The sequence below is a fragment of the Acidovorax sp. A1169 genome (genome assembly GCF_030704685.1).
Lineage (GTDB): Bacteria > Pseudomonadota > Gammaproteobacteria > Burkholderiales > Burkholderiaceae_C > Acidovorax.
Genome location: NZ_JAUZDX010000012.1, coordinates 173745 through 191811, shown reverse-complemented (window position 1 = coordinate 191811; position 18067 = coordinate 173745). Strand labels below are relative to the sequence as shown.

13 protein-coding genes and 1 pseudogene are annotated in these 18067 nt (G+C 66.3%); 11 read left to right on the top strand and 3 right to left on the bottom strand.

Annotation, left to right across the window (positions count from 1 at the left end):
• Positions 1-1203 (bottom strand): PAS domain-containing protein (locus tag QYL93_RS19920; protein ID WP_305745270.1); only part of this gene is annotated, 1203 nt, incomplete at its 3' end.
• Positions 1204-1570: 367 nt separating this feature from the next.
• Between QYL93_RS19920 and QYL93_RS19915 the strand changes: the two genes are divergently transcribed.
• Both QYL93_RS19915 and QYL93_RS19910 read left to right on the top strand, forming a co-directional pair.
• A complete protein-coding gene (locus QYL93_RS19915; RefSeq protein ID WP_305745269.1) occupies positions 1571-2029 on the top strand; it encodes a DUF2141 domain-containing protein in 459 nt (152 codons plus the stop codon).
• A gap of 23 nt (positions 2030-2052) precedes the next feature.
• Positions 2053-3582, top strand: coding sequence for a carotenoid oxygenase family protein (locus QYL93_RS19910; RefSeq protein WP_305745268.1), 1530 nt, complete (start codon positions 2053-2055; stop codon positions 3580-3582).
• 72 nt (positions 3583-3654) lie between these two features.
• Here QYL93_RS19910 and QYL93_RS19905 read toward each other — a convergent pair whose 3' ends face one another.
• Entirely contained in the window at positions 3655-4593 is a 939-nt protein-coding gene (locus QYL93_RS19905) for a LysR family transcriptional regulator (protein WP_305745267.1), read from the bottom strand.
• Positions 4594-4670: 77 nt separating this feature from the next.
• Here QYL93_RS19905 and msuE point away from each other — a divergent pair.
• The 4 genes and pseudogenes from msuE to mutS all read left to right on the top strand — a co-directional run bounded on the left by msuE (position 4671) and on the right by mutS (position 10327).
• A pseudogene (gene msuE / locus QYL93_RS19900) lies at positions 4671-5263 on the top strand (FMN reductase).
• A 45-nt stretch (positions 5264-5308) separates the two neighbouring features.
• Positions 5309-6292 (top strand): DUF1852 domain-containing protein, encoded by a 984-nt coding sequence (locus QYL93_RS19895; protein ID WP_305745266.1) that lies wholly within the window; start codon positions 5309-5311, stop codon positions 6290-6292.
• Between the two features lie 97 nt (positions 6293-6389).
• Positions 6390-7415, top strand: coding sequence for a methionine synthase (locus tag QYL93_RS19890; RefSeq protein ID WP_305745265.1), 1026 nt, complete (start codon positions 6390-6392; stop codon positions 7413-7415).
• A 290-nt stretch (positions 7416-7705) separates the two neighbouring features.
• Entirely contained in the window at positions 7706-10327 is a 2622-nt protein-coding gene (gene mutS / locus QYL93_RS19885; RefSeq protein ID WP_305745264.1) for a DNA mismatch repair protein MutS, read from the top strand.
• Between the two features lie 173 nt (positions 10328-10500).
• Here the strand turns inward: mutS and QYL93_RS19880 are convergent, their stop codons facing one another.
• Positions 10501-11667, bottom strand: coding sequence for a S9 family peptidase (locus tag QYL93_RS19880; protein WP_305745263.1), 1167 nt, complete (start codon positions 11665-11667; stop codon positions 10501-10503).
• A gap of 355 nt (positions 11668-12022) precedes the next feature.
• On the opposite strand from QYL93_RS19880, the gene QYL93_RS19875 reads away from it, so the two are divergent.
• The 5 genes from QYL93_RS19875 to QYL93_RS19855 all read left to right on the top strand — a co-directional run bounded on the left by QYL93_RS19875 (position 12023) and on the right by QYL93_RS19855 (position 18062).
• Positions 12023-12850 (top strand): proteasome-type protease, encoded by an 828-nt coding sequence (locus QYL93_RS19875; protein WP_057201192.1) that lies wholly within the window; start codon positions 12023-12025, stop codon positions 12848-12850.
• A 55-nt stretch (positions 12851-12905) separates the two neighbouring features.
• Entirely contained in the window at positions 12906-13724 is an 819-nt protein-coding gene (locus QYL93_RS19870) for an alpha/beta fold hydrolase (protein WP_305745262.1), read from the top strand.
• A gap of 245 nt (positions 13725-13969) precedes the next feature.
• A complete protein-coding gene (locus tag QYL93_RS19865; RefSeq protein ID WP_305745261.1) occupies positions 13970-14794 on the top strand; it encodes a carotenoid biosynthesis protein in 825 nt (274 codons plus the stop codon).
• Positions 14791-16239 (top strand): oxygenase MpaB family protein, encoded by a 1449-nt coding sequence (locus QYL93_RS19860; protein ID WP_305745260.1) that lies wholly within the window; start codon positions 14791-14793, stop codon positions 16237-16239. Before QYL93_RS19865 ends, QYL93_RS19860 begins: the two co-directional genes overlap by 4 nt.
• Before the next feature lie 20 nt (positions 16240-16259).
• Positions 16260-18062 carry a diguanylate cyclase gene (locus QYL93_RS19855; protein WP_305745259.1) on the top strand — a complete coding sequence of 601 codons (1803 nt, stop codon included), beginning with the start codon at positions 16260-16262 and terminating at the stop codon, positions 18060-18062.
• Positions 18063-18067 lie beyond the last annotated feature (5 nt).

Here is an 18067-nt window from a genome sequence, read left to right as displayed (position 1 = left end):
CATGGTGAAGCCATGCGAGATCACCGAGCCATCGGCCTCGCGGTGCGGGATGGCGTTCGTCATGTGCCAGCGGATGCTGCCATCGGGCATGCGCACCCGGTACTCGCACTGCCAGGGCACGAGCTTGCGCACCGACTGCAGGGCCGAGCGCTGCAGGGCCTGCAGGTCCTCGGCCAGCACCCAGTTGGAGAGCACGCCATGGTCGGCCGTCACCTCGTGCGGCTCCACCCCCATGAAGTCGCGCACCGCATCGCTGATGTACTGCACGCTGGTGACGCCATCCAGGTGCAGGCGGTACTGGTAGATGAAGCCCGGTATGCGGCTGGCAATGCGCTGAATGAACAGCAGTTGCTCGCGCAACTGCTCGGCGGCGCGGCGCTCGTCGGTCACGTCCTGCACCACGCCCATGTCCACCCGCATGCCGTCCTTGGCAATGAGCCGGTGCACGCGCGAGCGCATCCAGCGGATCTCGCCATCGGGGCGCTTCCAGCGGTACTCGACATCGGCACCGGTGCCGCGCTCGCGCGCGGTCTCGAACACATGGCGGTCTTCGGCCAGGATGCCGCTGACGGCGCGCTCGGGGCTCACCCATTCCTGCCGCTCCACGCCCGCAATGTCGCACAGGCCAGGGGACCACAGCAGCACCGTCTCGCCCGGGTCCTCGATGCGCCGCCAGTGCCCGGTCTGGGCCAGGCTTTCCATGGTATTGAACACATCGGTCTGCTCGCGCAGCTCGCGCCGCACATCCTGCAGCGCGTGCTCGGAAGCGGCCAGCGCAGCGCGCAGGCTCTCGGCCTCGCTCGCATCGCGCACCGTGACGACGATGGAGCCGTTGTCGAGCCGGCGTGCCGACACGTCCCAGGCCACCAGCAGCCGCCCTGGCTCGCGCGCCACCTGGCGGCATTCCAGCAGCATGCCGGTGCGCGCCACGGTCTGCAGCTGGTCCACCAGGTTGGTGCTGGCCAGCAGGTCGAAGACATCGACTGCATCGGCGCCGCTGGCGCGCACGCCCCCCAGGCCAGGCATGCGCCGCGCGGCGGCATTGGCCGCGCGCAGGAGCAAACGCCCATCCTGCGGACGGAATTCCATCAGCGCCACAGGCACGGCATCGAGCAGGGCCTGCAGGCGCGCCTGCGCCGAAGACTCCACGAAGTCTTCACCGGCACCCGCAAACAGATCGGTCAGGAGTTCGGCAGAAATCACAGTCGCTCTGAAACCTCTCACAAACGGTGGGCCGCACATTGTCATGGCGGCGGCAGCCACCAATGTACACCGCAAAGTATGTCAAAACGTAACAACCACAGGCCGCTTATTTTGTCAGGGTAATACCCGGTGGCGCCCGGACGCATGTTCCCACGTTCTGTCGCCGGGGCGCGTTTATTTCTGTGCAGGTCGCGCGTGCGACCAGTTGCACCGGGCGACCGCCGGCACCGCCACCCGCACCCTGCCAACCCCCTTTCGCGCCGCGCCTGCACCACTTCGTCGCACGCCAGTGGCAGCCGGGCCGGGCCATTCTTACAGTGCGGGCAGTGGAGACACGGATGTCTCCATCCACCCTGGAGAACTGCACATGACGATGGCTTTGCCCCCTTTGACCGCCCTCAACCTTCCACGCGCTGCGCGCGCCCTGGCCCTGGCCGGCGCATGCCTGGCACTGGGCAACGCGCATGCGCTGGACCTGACCGTGGAGGTGGGCAACACCAAGGCGGACAAGGGGCCGGTGCTGGCTGCGGTCTATGGCTCCGCCGACGGCTGGCTGAAGTTCAGCAAGGCGGTGCAGAGCGGCATGGCCCTGGTGTCGGGCGACAAGACCGTGCTGGTGCTGCGCGACCTGCCCGCCGGCAGCTATGCGCTGTCGCTGTACCAGGACGAGAACGGCAACGGCAAACTGGACACCAACCTGGTCGGCATGCCCCAGGAGCGCACCGGCTTCAGCCGCGACGCCCAGGGCAACATGGGCCCGCCCCGCTTCCAGGATGCGGCCTTCGAGCTGCAGCAGGACACCACCATCACCATCCAGCTGCGGTGAACGGCACACCAGGAGTACACACCATGGACCGACGCCTCTTTTGCCAGTCACTGGCCCTGGGATCCGCCGGCAGCGCGCTGGGCGCCCTGCCCTTTTCTGCCGCACACGCTGCTGGCGGGCCCGAGTCCGGCGCCACGCTGAGCGCTTTCAACGAGCGGCGCAGCGGCGCGCCCTGGACCCTTGGCTTCGAGGGCCTGCAGGCCGACCTCGCGCCCCAACCCATGCAGCTGCGCGGCAAGCTGCCCAAGGACTTGCGCGGCACCCTGCTGCGCAATGGCCCTGCGCAACACAGCCTGGGCGATGTGCGCTACCAGCACTGGTTCGACGGCGACGGGATGATCCAGCAATACCGCTTCAGCGACCAGGGCCTCACGCACCAGGCGCGCTTTCTGCGCACGCAGAAGTTTCTGGCGGAGAACGCGGCCGGCCGGCGCCTGCACCACAGCTTCGGCACCCAGGTGGCCGGGGGCAGCCCCATGGCCTCGGCCGATGCGGGCAACGTGGCCAACACCAGCGTGGTGCACCACGCGGGCGAAACCCTCGCCCTGTGGGAAGGCGGCTCGGCCACGCGGTTCGATGCCGACACCCTGGAAACCGGGGCCCTCAAGACCTGGACGCCGGAACATGCGGGCATGCCCTTCTCAGCCCACCCCAAGATCGGTGCCGACGGCACGCTGTGGAATTTTGGCGTGAGCAGTGCCCATGGGCTGCTGTCGATCTACCAGGTATCGGCCCAGGGGCAGGTGCGAACCGCCACGCTCAAGGTGCCGGACATGGCCATGGTGCACGACTTCGCGGTGACCGAGCAGCACCTTGTGTTCCTGCTGCCCCCGCTCGTGTTCGATGTGGACCGGGCCCATGCGGGCAGCACCTTCCTGGACAGCCATGTCTGGAAGCCACAGCTGGGCATGCGGGCGCTGGTGCTGCACAAGGACCGGCTCGACCAGGCGCAATGGATGGAGCTGCCCACCGGCTTCCTGTTCCACACCGGCAACGCCTGGGAGGACGGCAAGGGAGTCATCCACCTCGACTACATCCGCTCCAAGGATGACTCGGCCATCAACCAGGGCTTTCGCGAACTGATGCGCGGCGACTTCAAGGGCGAACCCTCGCATGCCGTGGCCCTGGTCGAACTGGACACGCGCAGCGGGCGTGCGCGGCAGAACCTGCAGGCGCACCACGCCGAATTCCCGCGCATCGATCCCCGTTTCGTCGGCCGCCGGCACAGGGAGCTCTTCATGGCCGAGCGGGTCGCCGTGTCGAACCGCCCAGGCTTCGACTGCGTCGCGCGGCTGAACGTGGACACCGGCAAGGTGGACCGCTACCGCTACGGCGCCGACGTGATGGTCGAGGAACATGTGTTCATCCCCGCCCGCACGGCCGGCCCCAAGGAAGGCGAGGGCTGGCTGGTGGGCACGGCGCTGGACCTACTCCGCCGTCGCACGCTGCTATCGGTGTTCGACGCCCGCCGGCTGGCCCAGGGCCCGCTGGCCCAGGGCAGCATGGACCGGGCGGTGCCACTGGGCTTTCACGGGACTTTCATCCCGGCCTAGGGTCCAAAGGGGCCCGGCCCGGGCAATCGAACGCGACACCAGCGGTTTGCGTTCGATCGCGGCGTTCAGCGTTCAGCGTTCAGCGTTCAGCATTTGGCGTTTGGCGTTTGGCGCAATGGCGAGGGCCGCGGCAGGCTGGCGGGCCAGTTCGATGAAGGCCCTCACGTAGTCGATGGCGGTATCCGCCTCGCGTGCTCCCAGGAAGATCTGCTTGGCGATGCCGCGCACGCCCAGCCGCACGGGCACCACGTCCATCTTGGCCGCGTACTCCTCGACCAGCCAGCGCGGCAGCGCGGCCACACCGCGGCCGCTGGCAACCATCTGCAGCATGATGTCGGTGGTTTCGATGGCCTTGTGGCGCCTGGGCGTTACGCCGGCGGGCAACAGGAACTGGTTGTAGATGTCCAGGCGCTCGATGTCCACGGGGTAGCTGATGAGCACCTCCTGGGTCAGTTGCTGCGGCTTCACGTAGGCCGCGCCGGCCAGGGCATGGCCCCTGGCCACGACGAGCACCTGCTCGTAGTCGAACACGGGCTCGAACTTCAGACCGGGCTTGAACAGCGGGTCGGGCGTGACCAAGAGGTCGATCTCGTAGCCGAAGAGCGCGCCGATCCCGCCGAACTGGAATTTCTGCTTCACGTCCACATCCACGTCGGGCCATGCGGCCAGGTAGGGTGACACCACCTTGAGCAGCCACTGGTAGCACGGGTGGCATTCCATGCCGATGCGCAGCGCACCACGCTCGCCCTGCGCGAACTGGCCCAGGCGCTCTTCGGCCAGATCCAGCTGCGGCAGCACCCGGTTGGCCACCGCCAGCAGGTACTGGCCGGCCTGCGTCAGGCGCAGGCTGCGGCCTTCGCGCAGCCAGATGTCGGTGCCCAGTTGCTGCTCCAGCTTTTTCATGCTGTGGCTCAGGGCCGACTGGGTCAGGTTCAGCACGCCTGCGGCGGCCGTCAACGACCCTTGTTTTTCGACCTGCTGGACGATGCTGAGGTGGATGCGCTCAAGCATTCAAATGAGCCATATTCATGGATACGTGAAATAAAACCATTTTACTTCATCATTGCGCGCCAATAGCATCCACTCCCATGAAAGCAAACACGGCACATCCACTGCGTATCGTTGCGGTTTCTGGCGGGCTGCAGCGTCCCTCCAAGGCGGCAACCCTGGCAAGGCATCTGCTGGACCTAATCGCCGACGCGTTCCCGTGCGAACAGCACCTGGTCGAACTGGGCCAGCTCGCACCGCAGCTGGCCGGGGCGGTCTGGCGCTCCCAACTGCCCGACACGGTGGAGCGGGAACTGGCAGCGGTCGAACAGGCCGACGTTCTGGTGGTGGCAACGCCGGTCTACCGGGGCTCCTACACGGGATTGTTCAAGCACTTCTTCGACTTCATCCACCAGGACGCCCTGGTCGACAAGCCGGTCTTGCTGGCTGCCACCGGCGGCAGCGAGCGCCATGCCCTGGTGATCGACCACCAGTTGCGGCCGCTGTTCAGCTTCTTCCAGGCACGCACCTTGCCGCTGGGCGTCTACGCGACGGACCACGATTTCGCCGACTACCGCCTGCAGAACGAGGCCCTGATCGAGCGCGCCCGGCTGGCGGTCCAACGGGCATTGCCATTGGTCAATTGGCGCGCCAAGCCCGGCCCTCTGTGGTCCAGGAAATGGTTGCGGCCTGAAGCAAGAACCGTCTTTTCTTTCAACAATCAGCCCACCCGATCACAATGACCAAAGAACTTGCCTTTAGCCTCAAGAGCATCCGTTTCGATGAAAACTACCAGCCATCGGACAGTACGCGCATCACCACCAACTTTGCCAACCTGGCCCGCGGAACAAACCGGCAACAGAACCTGCGCAAAACGCTGAGGATGATCGACAACCGCTTCAATGACCTGGCGCATTGGGACAATCCGACGGGAGACCGTTACGCGGTCGAGCTTGAGATCATCTCCGTCGAGATGAGCCTGGACGCCAAGGGCACCAGTGGTGCGTTTCCGCTGATCGAGATACTGAAACCCTGCATCCTCGACCAGAAAACGAACAAGCGCATCGACGGCATCGCAGGGAACAATTTCTCATCCTACGTGCGCGACTACGACTTCAGCGTGGTGCTGCCGCAATACAACGCCCATCGCGCGGAATTCGGCATGCCTCATGATTTTGGCGACCTGCATGGAAAGCTGTTCCAGCAGTTTGCCAACTCGGGCCTGTACAAGGAGCGTTTCGGCAAGCCGCCTGTCATCTGCATCAGCGCCTCGACCAGCAAGACCTACCAGCGGACCGGAAACCAGCACCCGGTGCTGGGTGTCGAGTACCAGCAAAATGAACTGTCCTCGACCGACCAGTACTTTGCCAAGATGGGGATGCAGGTGCGATTCTTCATGCCGCCGAATGGCGTTGCGCCACTGGCTTTCTACTTTCACGGCGACCTGCTGGGCGACTACACGAATCTCGAGTTGATTGGCACCATCAGCACCATGGAAACCTTCCAGAAGATCTATCGCCCCGAAATCTACAACGCCAACTCTGCCGCAGGCAAACTCTACAAACCGAGCCTGAAAAACCAGGATTACTCGTCGACCCAGATTGTCTACGACCGCGAAGAACGCAGCCAACTGGCTGTCACGCAGGGGAAATTTGCAGAAGAGCACTTCATCAAGCCGTACAGGAACGTTCTTGAACAATGGGCTGCCGACTACGCGCTCTGATGGCGCGATCTGATAACCACGGCATAGCGCATCAAGCGGGCCAAACGGCGCCAGCATATGCTCACCCCATCCATTTTTGCTTCAAAGGAATTCCCAGATGTTTGAAACCTCCATCGCCGGCAGCCTGCCCAAGCCCGCCTGGCTGGCCGAAACCAACAAGCTCTGGCCTCAGTGGATGGCCGAAGGCGATGCGCTGCGCCAGGCCAAGGCCGATGCGACCTTGCTGTGGATCAAGGCCCAGGAAGACGCAGGGCTGGACATCGTGGGCGACGGTGAGCAATCGCGCCAGCATTTCGTGCACGGCTTCCTGGAGCAGGTCGAGGGCATCGACTTCGAGCACAAGGTGAAGATGGGCATCCGCGACAATCGCTACGACGCGATGGTGCCGCAGGTGGTTTCGGCCCTGCGCCTGAAGGGCCGCGTGCATGCCTTCGAGGCCCAACTGGCGCGCGCGCACACGAAGAAGAAGCTCAAATTCACCCTGCCCGGCCCGATGACCATCGTCGACACCGTGGCCGACCGCTTCTACGGCGACAAGGTGAAGATGGCCTTCGCCTTCGCCGAACTGCTGAACCAGGAAGCGCTCGCGCTGCAGGCCGATGGCGTGGACATCATCCAGTTCGATGAGCCCGCGTTCAACGTCTACATGAAGGATGCCGCCGACTGGGGCGTGCAGGCGCTCGAGCGCGCTGCGCAGGGCTTGACCTGTACGACGGCGGTGCACATCTGCTACGGCTACGGCATCAAGGCCAATACCGACTGGAAGAGCACCCTGGGCGACGAGTGGCGCCAGTATGAGACGGTGTTCCCTGCCCTTGCCAAGAGCAGCATCGACCAGGTGAGCCTGGAGTGCATCCACTCCCATGTGCCGCCCGACCTGATGAAGCTGCTGGCTGGCAAGGATGTGATGGTCGGCGTGATCGATGTGGCCAGCGATGTGGTCGAGACCCCCGAGGAAGTGGCTGACACCATCGGCCGGGCGCTGGAGTTCGTGCCCAAGGAGCGGCTGTTTCCGTGCACCAATTGCGGTCTGGCGCCGATGGGGCGGGATGTGGCATGGCGCAAGCTGCAAGCGCTGGCAGCAGGCGCCCAGTTGGCGAAGGAGCGGCTTGCCGCGGCGTGACGCGCACCCGGTCATCCATCCTGGCGCAGGCGGCCGCTGTTGATCGCAACGGCCGCAAGACAACCCATGGGGCCGATGGGTCCGCGGCCACAGAGGCCCGTTGGATCATCCACAAAGCATCTCCCGCTGCGGCGGGCGTGCCGCCTTGCATTGCGAGGCTCCCTACTCAGCCCCGGCACTCCAGGTGGGACCACCGGTGCGGCGGGCGAGAATACGGCCCCGCGCACCGTACCAAATTGCGCCAGAATTCCCCCAAGCGCTGGCCGCATGCCGCCAAGTCATTGATTTAAATGGATAAAGCAGACATAACCTCGCACACCCCGATGATGCAGCAGTACTTCTCCCTGAAGGCTGCGCACCCGGACACGCTCGTCTTCTACCGCATGGGCGACTTCTACGAGCTGTTCTATGCCGACGCCGAGAAGGCCGCGCGCCTGCTGGACATCACGCTGACCCAGCGCGGCCAGTCCGGCGGGCAGCCTGTTGTGATGGCGGGCGTGCCTTTCCACGCGCTGGAGAACTACCTGGGCCGGCTGATCAAGATGGGCGAGTCGGTCGCCATCTGCGAGCAGGTGGGCGACGTGGCCACGGCCAAGGGCCCCGTGGAGCGCAAGGTGGTGCGCGTGGTCACCCCCGGCACGCTGACCGATACCGAGTTGCTTTCGGACAAGACCGAGTCCATGCTGCTGGCCGTGCACCAGGGTCAGCGCGGGCGCGCTGGCCTGGCCTGGCTGAGCGTGACCCAGGGCCGCGTGTACCTGGCCGAATGCGCGCAGGACGAGGTGGGCACCTGGCTGGCGCGCGTGGCGCCCAGCGAGGTGATCTACAGCGCCGGCGTGACCGAGCGCTTCGAGCAGCAGCTGCAGGTGCTGCGCCAGGGCGGCGCCTTTACCTGCCCGATGGGCCCCCGGCCCGACTGGCAATTCGACGCCACGCTGGGCGAGCGCAAGCTGCTGGAGCACCTGGGCGCGGCCAGCCTGCAGGCCTGGGGGGCGCAGGAGCTGACCCAGGCCCATGCGGCCGCAGCGGGCCTGCTGGCCTATGCCGAGCACACCCAGGGCCGCACGCTGACCCACGTGCACAGCGTGCAGGTGCAGCGCGGCGACGACCTGATCGACCTGCCTGCCAGCACGCGCCGCAACCTGGAGATCACCCGCACCCTGCGCGGCGAGGATGCGCCCACCCTGTTCTCGCTGCTCGACACCTGCATGACCGGCATGGGCAGCCGCTTGCTCAAGACCTGGCTGCTGGAGCCCCCGCGCGATCGAACCGCAGCGCGCCAGCGCCTGGCCGCCACCACTGCGCTGCGCGGCGCGGGAGGTGCCTCTGGCGGCGCCGGCCCCTGGGCCACGCTGCGCGGCGAACTCAAGGGCGTGAGCGACGTGGAGCGCATCACCGCGCGCATCGCCCTGCGCCAGGTGCGCCCGCGCGAACTGGTGGGCCTGTGCAAGACGCTGCACAAGGCGGCCCTGCTGGCGCGTGCCGGCCAGGCGGCCGAGCCCTATCTGGCGGAGATCTTCGAACAGCTGCACCCGCCGGTGGACTGCCCCGAGCTGCTGCAGCGCGCCATCACCGAAGAGCCCGCGGCCCTGGTGCGCGACGGCGGCGTGATGGCCACGGGCTTCGACAGCGAGCTCGACGAACTGCGCGCCATACAGACCAACTGCGACGACTTTTTGCTTAACCTGGAGACGCGCGAGAAGGCCCGCACCGGCATCGCCAACCTGCGCGTGCAGTTCAACAAGGTGCACGGCTTTTACATCGAGGTCACCAGCAGCAACCTGGACAAGGTGCCCGACGACTACCGCCGCCGCCAGACGCTGAAGAACGCCGAGCGCTTCATCACGCCCGAGCTCAAGACCTTCGAGGACAAGGCGCTGTCGGCCAACGAACGCGCTCTGGCGCGCGAGAAATGGCTGTACGAGCAGGTGCTGGACCAGCTGCAGCCCCACGTGCCGGCCCTGACCCGCCTGGCCCAGGCGCTGGCCACGTTGGATGTGCTTTGCGCGCTGGCCGAACGCTCACTCACGCTGAACTGGTGCGCGCCGCAGTTCGTGGCCGAGCCGTGCATCGAGATCGAGGACGGCCGCCACCCGGTGGTAGAGGCGCGCCTGGCCGAGGTATCGGCCGGCAACTTCATCGCCAACCACACGCGGCTGAACGCCAACACGCGCATGCAGGTCATCACCGGCCCCAACATGGGCGGCAAATCGACCTACATGCGCCAGGTGGCGCTGATCGTGCTGCTGGCCAGCATGGGCAGCCACGTGCCGGCCAGCGCCTGCCGCCTGGGGCCCATCGACGCCATCCACACGCGCATCGGCGCGGCCGACGACCTGGCGAATGCGCAATCGACCTTCATGCTGGAGATGACCGAGGCCGCGCAGATCCTGCACGCCGCCACGCCGCACAGCCTGGTGCTGATGGACGAGATTGGCCGTGGCACCAGCACCTTCGACGGCCTGGCCCTGGCCAGCGGCATCGCCACCCACCTGCATGACAAGACTCGCGCGTTCACGCTGTTCGCCACGCACTATTTCGAGCTGACCGAGCTGCCCGCCAAGGCGCGGCACGCGGTGAACATGCATGTGAGCGCGGCCGAGGCGGGCGCCGACATCGTCTTTCTGCACGAGATCCAGCCCGGCCCCGCGAGCCGCAGCTACGGGATCCAAGTGGCCAAGCTCGCGGGCGTGCCCGGTGCCGTGCTGAACCATGCACGCCACGCGCTGGCTGCACTGGAAGAGCGCGCAGGCGAGGACGAACTGCAGGTGGACCTGTTCGCCGTGCCGGCCATGCCCGAGAGCGCGGGGGCGAGCCCGATCGAGGCGCTGCTGGCCAGCATCCACCCCGACGCGCTGAGCCCGCGCGAGGCGCTCGATGCGCTCTACCAGCTCAAGAAGCTGGCGGGATGACGGGAAACATCACCCCAGCTTGAGGCCGATGTCCTTGATCAGTTGGCCCCAGCGCGCACGCTCGGTGATCGCGCGGCTTGGCGAAGCGCCAGCTATCGACGAGGGCTGAAGACCGCGCGCGACCGCACCCAATATGGATGCCGCCACGCCCCGAGGCGGCATCCGTGAGAAGATCAAAGATCCTGTGCCAGGGGCGCCAGCTGGCCCAGCATGAAGTTGAGGAACGGCGGCACGCAGCCGATGTGGCTGGAGGGCACGGCGGGGCAATTGGTCAGTGTCACGAGGTCGCCCGCGCCCTGGGCGCGCATGGCCTGCAGCGTGGTGACCGAGCTGCCATAGGGCACGGTGACGTCGTCGCGGCCATGGTACAGGCGCACGGGCACCTGCGGCTTCCAGTCGTGCACGCTGCTCACGCGCGCCACGGCCTGCACGTCGTCGGCCAGGAAGTTGTCGATGAACTGGTTGTCGAAGGTTACGTCAGCCTCATCGGGCAGCAGTGCTTTCAGCAGGGCGCGGCGCACCTCGCGCTGCACGCTGCCGCCCAGGTAGCGCAGGAAGCCGGGGTTGATCAACGCGCCGAGTACAGGCTCGCGATCACGCACCACGTTCACCAGCCCGTCGAGCGTGGCCTGCACGTTGTAGGGCCCGGCGCCCGTCACCACCATGCGCAGCGCCTGGCGCTCGGGCGCAGTGCCGGCCTGCAGGGCGCGGTGGGCCGCCATGGTGGCGTAGCCGCCTTCGGAATAACCAGTGAGGAAGAGCTGGCCGTTGTCGGCCGCATTGCCCTGGCCGCGCCAGGTGCGCGCTGCAGTCAGCATATCCAGAGTGGCCGCAGCCGTAGGAGCCGACAGAAGATAGGGATGGGGCACGCCCTTGGAAACACCGTAACCCACGTAGTCCGGAGCCACAACGATGTAGCCCAGCGAGGCCATCACCACCGCGACCTCGGACCCCACCGCGTTGTTGCTGGGCGCCTCGGCGCTCGTGAAGATGGTGCCGTGCTGGTAGCCCAGCACCGGGCTCCTGGCGCCGGGTGCCTTGACAGGCACGCTGACCAGGCCCGATGCGCGCACCTCCCGCCCCTGGGCGTCGGAGGTCAGGTACTCCAGCCGGTAGGAGGTGACGGAGTAGCGCGGCACGATGCCCTGCACCTTGGAGGCATCTTTGGCGAGCGCCTCGGTGATCTGAGCGGGTGTGATGGTGTTGAGCAGCGCAGCCGATTTGAGGTCACCTGCGGCGGCAACTGGCGGCGGCACCGTGGCGTCGCCATCGCTTTTGCTGTCGCCGCCACCGCAGGCGGTCAGCGCAATGGCCGCAGCCACCAGAATGCTGCGCGGCACGAGCGCAGGCCTTGCAAGGGTAGGAAAATGGAACAAGGTACCGCCTTCAGGTATGAGTTGTGAATGATGGTAAGCATGGCGGCGCGAATTCACGTCAGCCAACACGCCGTGGGGATGTCAGATTTTGTGTCCTGCGGGCAATGGCGTCGCCTGGGGGAAGCGCTTCGCGGCGGATTGGCCATAAAATCCGGGGTTGCCACTGCGCCGCCTGGCACTTTTGCTATTGTTTTTGAAACGCCCCGGCAGCGCCGATGCCCAGGCTGGTGCACACTGCAGGGCCTAAGACCCTAGCCAAGCCCCTCGCGCCGTCGATTGGCGCACCACAATGCTTTCCTTTTTGCCGACCTAAGCCTCCATGACGTATTGCGTCGCCATCAAACTCAATGCCGGGCTGGTTTTCCTGTCCGATTCCCGTACCAATGCGGGCCTGGACCAGATCAGCTCGTTTCGCAAGATGATGCTGTACGAGAAGGCGGGCGACCGCTTCATGGTGCTGCTGTCCGCGGGCAACCTGTCCATCTCGCAATCGGTGCGTGAGATCCTGCAGACCGAGCAGATCATCGACCGCGACGAGGAAGAGCCCATCACCATCTGGAACGCCAAGAGCATGTTTGACGCCGCGCGCGTGCTGGGTGCCGCCGTGCGCCACGTGCATGAGCGCGACGGCGCGGCGCTCAAGCGCTCGGGGGTGGACTTCAACGTCTCCATGGTCTTCGGCGGCCAGATCAAGGGCGAGGGCATGCGCCTGTTCCAGGTGTACTCGGCGGGCAACTTCATCGAGGCCACGTCCGAGACGCCCTACTTCCAGGTCGGCGAATCCAAGTACGGCAAGCCCGTGCTGGACCGCGTGCTCACACCCGAAACCCCGCTGGACGAAGCCGCCAAGTGCGCCCTGGTGTCCATGGACAGCACGCTCAAGTCCAACCTCTCGGTGGGCCTGCCCCTGGATCTGGTGGTGTACGAGGTAGACCGCTTCGCCACCGACAAGATCATCTGCATCGACGAGCACAACCCCTATTTCCGCATGCTGCACGACAACTGGGGGCAGAAGCTGCGTGAGGTGTTCGACAGCATCGAGGACCCTGCCTGGGGCGGGGGCGATACGACCGTGCCCATCATGGTGAACCCCTCGCGCAGCAAGGCGCTCAAGAAGATCACCAACCACCTGGACAAGCTCATCTAAAGAAGGTGCCGCGCCTGGCGGGCCTACCGCCGTGCACCTCCCCGTTTCACCGCCCATGCTCCCTATCGTCTTCTCGCACGCCAACAGTTTCCCTGCGGGCACCTACCGCCTTCTCTTCAAGCTCCTGCGCCAACGCGGCTTCGACATCAGCGCGGTGGAGCGGTACGGACATGAGCCCGAGTACCCGGTCTCCAACAACTGGCCGCACCTGGTGCAGCACCTGGCGGATTTTGCGGGCCAGCAGGTGGAGCGCCTGGGGGAGCCTGTGTTCCTGGTGGGGCACTCGCTGGGCGGATTTCTGAGCGTGATGGCGGCGGCGCGCCACCCGCACCTGGTGCGCGGCGTGCTGCTGATCGACTCGCCGCTGCTCGGTGGCTGGCGCGCCAATGCGCTGGACGTGGCCAAGCGCACCCAGGTGGTGGGCTCCATATCGCCCGGCAAGGTCAGCCGCCAGCGGCGCTTTTCCTGGGCCAGCAGCGACGAAGCGCTGGAGCACTTTCGCCGCAAGAAGGCCTTTGCGCGCTGGCACCCCGAGGTGCTGCAGGACTACATCACCCACGGCCTGGCCGACCAGGACGGCAAGCGCGTGCTCGGCTTCGACCGCGCTGTTGAAACCGCCATCTACAACACCCTGCCGCACAACCTGGGCCGCCTGCTCAGCAGGCACCCGCTGCAGTGCCCCGCCGCCTTCATCGGCGGGCGCGACTCCGAAGAGATGAAGCAGGTGGGCATGGCCATGACGCTGCGCGTCACCGAGGGCCGCACCATGATGCTGGACGGCAGCCACCTCTTTCCCATGGAACAACCCCTCGCCACGGCCGCCGCCATCGAGGCCTCGCTGCTGAATCTGGCCGCCGTGGCGGCACACGGCTAAGCTGCTGTACCGCCCTCCTGCACAGCGGGAGGCCTGGATTTTTTTGCACATGGAGCGCCCCATGAATGGGGGCGTCTCTAATCCTTCCTGTCTATTCACGGGCGCGCGCAATTGACGCCACAATGGTTGAACTGACAAATAGAGGGGGAAAAGCGCGCTGTTGGCGGATTCTCAGGACAAAAAAGCGGGGGATCTGTCGCAACAATCCCCTACACTGGGGTTTTGTAACAGCGTGTACACGTTTCATGCCTGCTTCCAATTCGCTGACCGTCCGTCTGCCGGTGCTGATCTTCGCGCTGGTGTCCGCCTACCTGATCTACACCTCGATAGGGCCCGGTAAAGGCGTCACTCTGGCCATTGCCATCGCCTCGGTGCTGATGTTCGCCGCCACCTGGGCCAGTGCCGCCCGTTTGCTGGGCGCTGCGGCCGCGCTGCACTTTCTGGTGATTTCAGTCTCGCTGGGCTGGTTTGCCGAGCAGATGGGCAGCACCCATGGCTGGTTTTTCGGCAGTTACACCTATACCGACGTGCTGGGCCTGCGCTTCGTGGGCGTGCCCGTGGTCATCCCGATGATGTGGTTCGCGCTGACCTATGCGGGCTATGTGATCAGCAACCTCATCGTCTGGCAGGCACCGGTGGACGGCGCGCCCGGGGTGGGCAATGCGCTGTTCCTGTCGTTCCTGGCGGCCATGATCGTCACAGCCTTCGATCTGGGTGCCGACCCCTACCTGGTATACGTGCTCAAGGCCTGGATCATGACCAAGACCGACGGCGCCTGGTTCGGCGAGACCGTGCAGGGCTTCTTCGGCTGGGTCTTCGTGAGCTTCTGCATCCTCTGCGCCTTCCGCTTTTCCACGCGCAAGATGCCGCTCAAGGCGGGCTCGGTCAACTTCCTGCCGCGCCACGCCACCGTGCCGCTGGGCATCTACAGCGCCGGCATCGTGTTCCAGGTGTTCCTGGGCCACCCGGTGGAAATCAAGTCCATCGCTCCGTTTGCCATGGGCATCCCCTTGCTGTGCGCACTGGGCGGCCTGCAGCGCTGGCGCAACCAGTTGAAAGCCGCACGATGAACGACCACAGCACGCCCGCCATCTCGGATGCGGCCCTGGCCGCCATGCAGCGGCACGCGGACCCGCTGGCCGATGGCACCATCGATGACATCCTGGGCCCCTGGCCACCGGGCATCCCGGACGAAAAAGCAACCCAGTGGGTACGCATCAGCGCCGTCAACCAATTGTTCGCGACGTGGACCACCAACGCCAGCATTGACGGCTGGAAGGCCCCCGCAGGCACGGACGAGGAGATAGCCGCCGCCCTGCAGGGCTACCTCGCCGCCGGCCAGGCGCTGCCCGACTGGGCGGACAAGGAGAAGATCAAGCGCGCAGAGAAGCTGTTCTTCGACCACGGCGCGCTGTCGTGCATCCTGCTGTTCTGCGCCAGCCTGCCCGAGTGCTATGTGATTCCCGATCTCTCCAGCGTGCTGCACACCGCCGGCCAGCTGGAGCAGCACACCGAGTACCGCATCCGCTCCACCGCCGCCATGATCTTCCCGGTGATGATGCATGGCGGCCTGGCCAGCGACGACGGCGCAGGCGTAGCGCAGATCCTCAAGGTGCGCCTGATCCACGCCACCATCCGCAACCTGATCATGCGCGGGGCACCGCAGACGGCCGTGAAGGACCTGCTGGCGCAGGTGAACATCGTCGGCGCAGGCACACTCGGCCAACTGCCGGGCCTGTCGCCCAAGCCCACCATGTACCAGGCGCTGTTCGCGCGCGGCTGGGATCTGGCCAACGACGGCCTGCCCTGCAACCAGGAAGAGCTGGCCTACACGCTGCTCACCTTCGGCTATGTGTTCCTGCGCAGCATGCGCCGCCTGGGCATCGGCCTGCCGCCGCGCGAGGAGGAGGCCTACCTGCACGCCTGGAACGTGGTGGGCCACATCCTGGGCATCGAGCGCAAGCTGATGGTCGAGACCATGGACCAGGGCAAGGAGCTGATGGCCCGCATGCAGGCCCGCGGCCGCGCCGAGCCGGTGACGCCCGATCCCCGCCCGGGCCTGGGTCAGGCACTCATGGCCACCATGGCCAACTCGATCCCCTGGGACATCGCCAAGCCCTTTCCGCAGCTGATGACGCGCTTTCTGTGCGGGCGCGCCACGGCGGGCGACCTGGGCCTGACCCAACCCGTACCCTGGTCATCGGCGCTGCTGTTCTGGAGCGTGCTGCTGGTGGCCCGGGTCATCGACTGGGTGCTGCGCCTGGTGCTGCCGCGCTTTTCCATCGTGCGCACGCTCACGCGCATCCTGGGCTACCACTTCATGAGCCGCGTGCTGATGAGCCAGACCCGGCCGCTGCAATTGCCCAGCGAGTTGCTCAACCAGGTGGACGGGGTGGTGCACAACTGGAGCGACGACCCCCATGCGCCCAAGTGGATCAACCGCATCGAGGACCGTTTTACCAAGCGTGGAAGCTGGAGCGTGAACCTTTCCAGCACCGCCGAGGACGCTGCGTAGTGAACCGCTGCGGCCCCACAATGCTCGCCCCCCGGCAACCGCGCCCGCGCGGGTGGCGGGCCGCTGGCGCGCGGTGGTGCCGCCTGGTGCTGGCGTGGCTGGCCTTGCTGCTGCTGGGCTCGCTTGCGTTGAGCGCGCAAGCTGCCGCCCCTGCACTGCTGCTGCGGGAAGGCACCCCCAGCAGCGACCTGTGGCCACACATGACCCTGCTCGCGGACCCCGCCCGGCAGCTCACGGCGCAGGAGGTGCTGGCGCGCCTGCCGGAGTTCGAGGCGCCCCGGGGGGCCGCCGGCACGCTGGGCGTGCGCCAGGATGCGGTGTGGCTGCACGTCCCGCTGGCCGTGGCGCAGGCACCGGGCCACCCCTGGATCGTGAACATCGACTACCCCGTGCTGAACGAGGTGGACTTCTACCTGACGCAGGGCGGTGCCGTCGTGCAGAAGGCCTTGCTGGGCAACCTGCGGCCCTTCTCCGAGCGGCCGCTGCGCGGGCGCACGCACTCGATGATGCTGGACCTGCAGCCGGGCCAGCCCTACGACCTGCTGGTGCGGGTGCGCACCGGTGGTGCCATGATCCTGCCCCTGTCCATCAGCAAGGCACCGGTGCTGCTGCCCATGGCGCTGCGTGAACAGATGCTGCAAGGCGTGCTGGCCGGCCTGGCCCTGTGCCTGCTGGGCTACAGCCTGAGCCAGTGGTGGAGCCAGCGCGAGCCGCTGTTCCTGTACTACGCCATGCTGGTCACGGGCAGCGCCGGTTTTTCGCTGCAGTTCTTCGGCATCGGCAGCCAGTTCCTGTGGCGCAACAACCTCTGGATGGAGCTGCATGCTGCCAGCGCCGCCGGCCTGCTGGCGCTGGCAGGCTCCTTTCTGTTCATGGGCCATGCGCTGGTGGGCAAGCATCCGCGCAGCCGCTTTCTGCGTGCCATGCAGGGCGGGGCCGTGCTCTGCGCAGTGGTGTGCGCCGCGTTCCTCGTGGACCTGATCGACACGCGCGCGGCCACCGCCTTCCTGAGCGTGTTCGGCCCCCTGCCCTCGCTGATGAGCCTGCCGCTGGCGCTCAAGCGTGTGCGCCAGGGCGACACAGTCAGCGCCACGCTGTTCCTGGCCTGGGTGGCGTACTTTGCCGCTGCTGCGGTGATGGTGGGGCTGGTCCAGGGCTGGGCACCGCTGTCGTTCTGGACACTGCATTCGTTCCAGATCGGTGCCACTGTGGACATGCTGCTGTTCCTGCGCGTGCTTGGACTGCGCTCCGAGGCCCTGCGCGAGGCCACGGACGATGCCCTGCGCGAACGCGACGCCATGCGCTCGCTGGCCTACACCGATGCCCTTACCGGCCTGCCCAACCGGCGCGGGGTGCAACTGGCGCTCCAGTCGGCCCTGGCACACTGCTCACCCCAGCGGATCATCGCCGTCTACCTGCTGGACCTGGACGGTTTCAAGCCCATCAACGACGTGCACGGCCACGATGTCGGCGACGATCTGCTGGTGGCGGTGGGGCACCGGTTGCAGGACCACCTGCGCCGCCACACCGACATGGTGGCGCGCCTGGGTGGGGACGAATTCATCATCATGGCGTCCGAGCTGGCGCGACCCGAGCAGGCGCGGGAACTCGGAGAAGGCCTGCTGCAGGCGTTCAAGGAGCCTTTCGTGCTCAGCCACCTGCGCGTGCATGTGGGCCTGACCATCGGCTATGCGCTCGCCCCACTGGACAGCATGGAGTCACGCGAGCTGATCCGCCAGGCCGATGCCGCCATGTACTTGGGCAAGCAGAACGGCAAGCACTGCATCATCCGCAACGATGGCAACATGGCCCTGGCTATTTGACCATG

Excerpts from the sequence above, each read along its gene's own strand:
- QYL93_RS19895 (WP_305745266.1), top strand. The coding sequence starts at position 5,309 with ATGACCAAAGAACTTGCCTTTAGCCTCAAGAGCATCCGTTTCGATGAA.
- QYL93_RS19855 (WP_305745259.1), top strand. The coding sequence starts at position 16,260 with ATGCTCGCCCCCCGGCAACCGCGCCCGCGCGGGTGGCGGGCCGCTGGC.
- mutS (WP_305745264.1), top strand. The coding sequence starts at position 7,706 with ATGGATAAAGCAGACATAACCTCGCACACCCCGATGATGCAGCAGTAC.
- QYL93_RS19915 (WP_305745269.1), top strand. The coding sequence starts at position 1,571 with ATGACGATGGCTTTGCCCCCTTTGACCGCCCTCAACCTTCCACGCGCT.
- QYL93_RS19870 (WP_305745262.1), top strand. The coding sequence starts at position 12,906 with ATGCTCCCTATCGTCTTCTCGCACGCCAACAGTTTCCCTGCGGGCACC.
- QYL93_RS19860 (WP_305745260.1), top strand. The coding sequence starts at position 14,791 with ATGAACGACCACAGCACGCCCGCCATCTCGGATGCGGCCCTGGCCGCC.
- QYL93_RS19890 (WP_305745265.1), top strand. The coding sequence starts at position 6,390 with ATGTTTGAAACCTCCATCGCCGGCAGCCTGCCCAAGCCCGCCTGGCTG.
- QYL93_RS19910 (WP_305745268.1), top strand. The coding sequence starts at position 2,053 with ATGGACCGACGCCTCTTTTGCCAGTCACTGGCCCTGGGATCCGCCGGC.
- QYL93_RS19875 (WP_057201192.1), top strand. The coding sequence starts at position 12,023 with ATGACGTATTGCGTCGCCATCAAACTCAATGCCGGGCTGGTTTTCCTG.
- QYL93_RS19865 (WP_305745261.1), top strand. The coding sequence starts at position 13,970 with ATGCCTGCTTCCAATTCGCTGACCGTCCGTCTGCCGGTGCTGATCTTC.
- QYL93_RS19905 (WP_305745267.1), bottom strand. The coding sequence starts at position 4,593 with ATGCTTGAGCGCATCCACCTCAGCATCGTCCAGCAGGTCGAAAAACAA.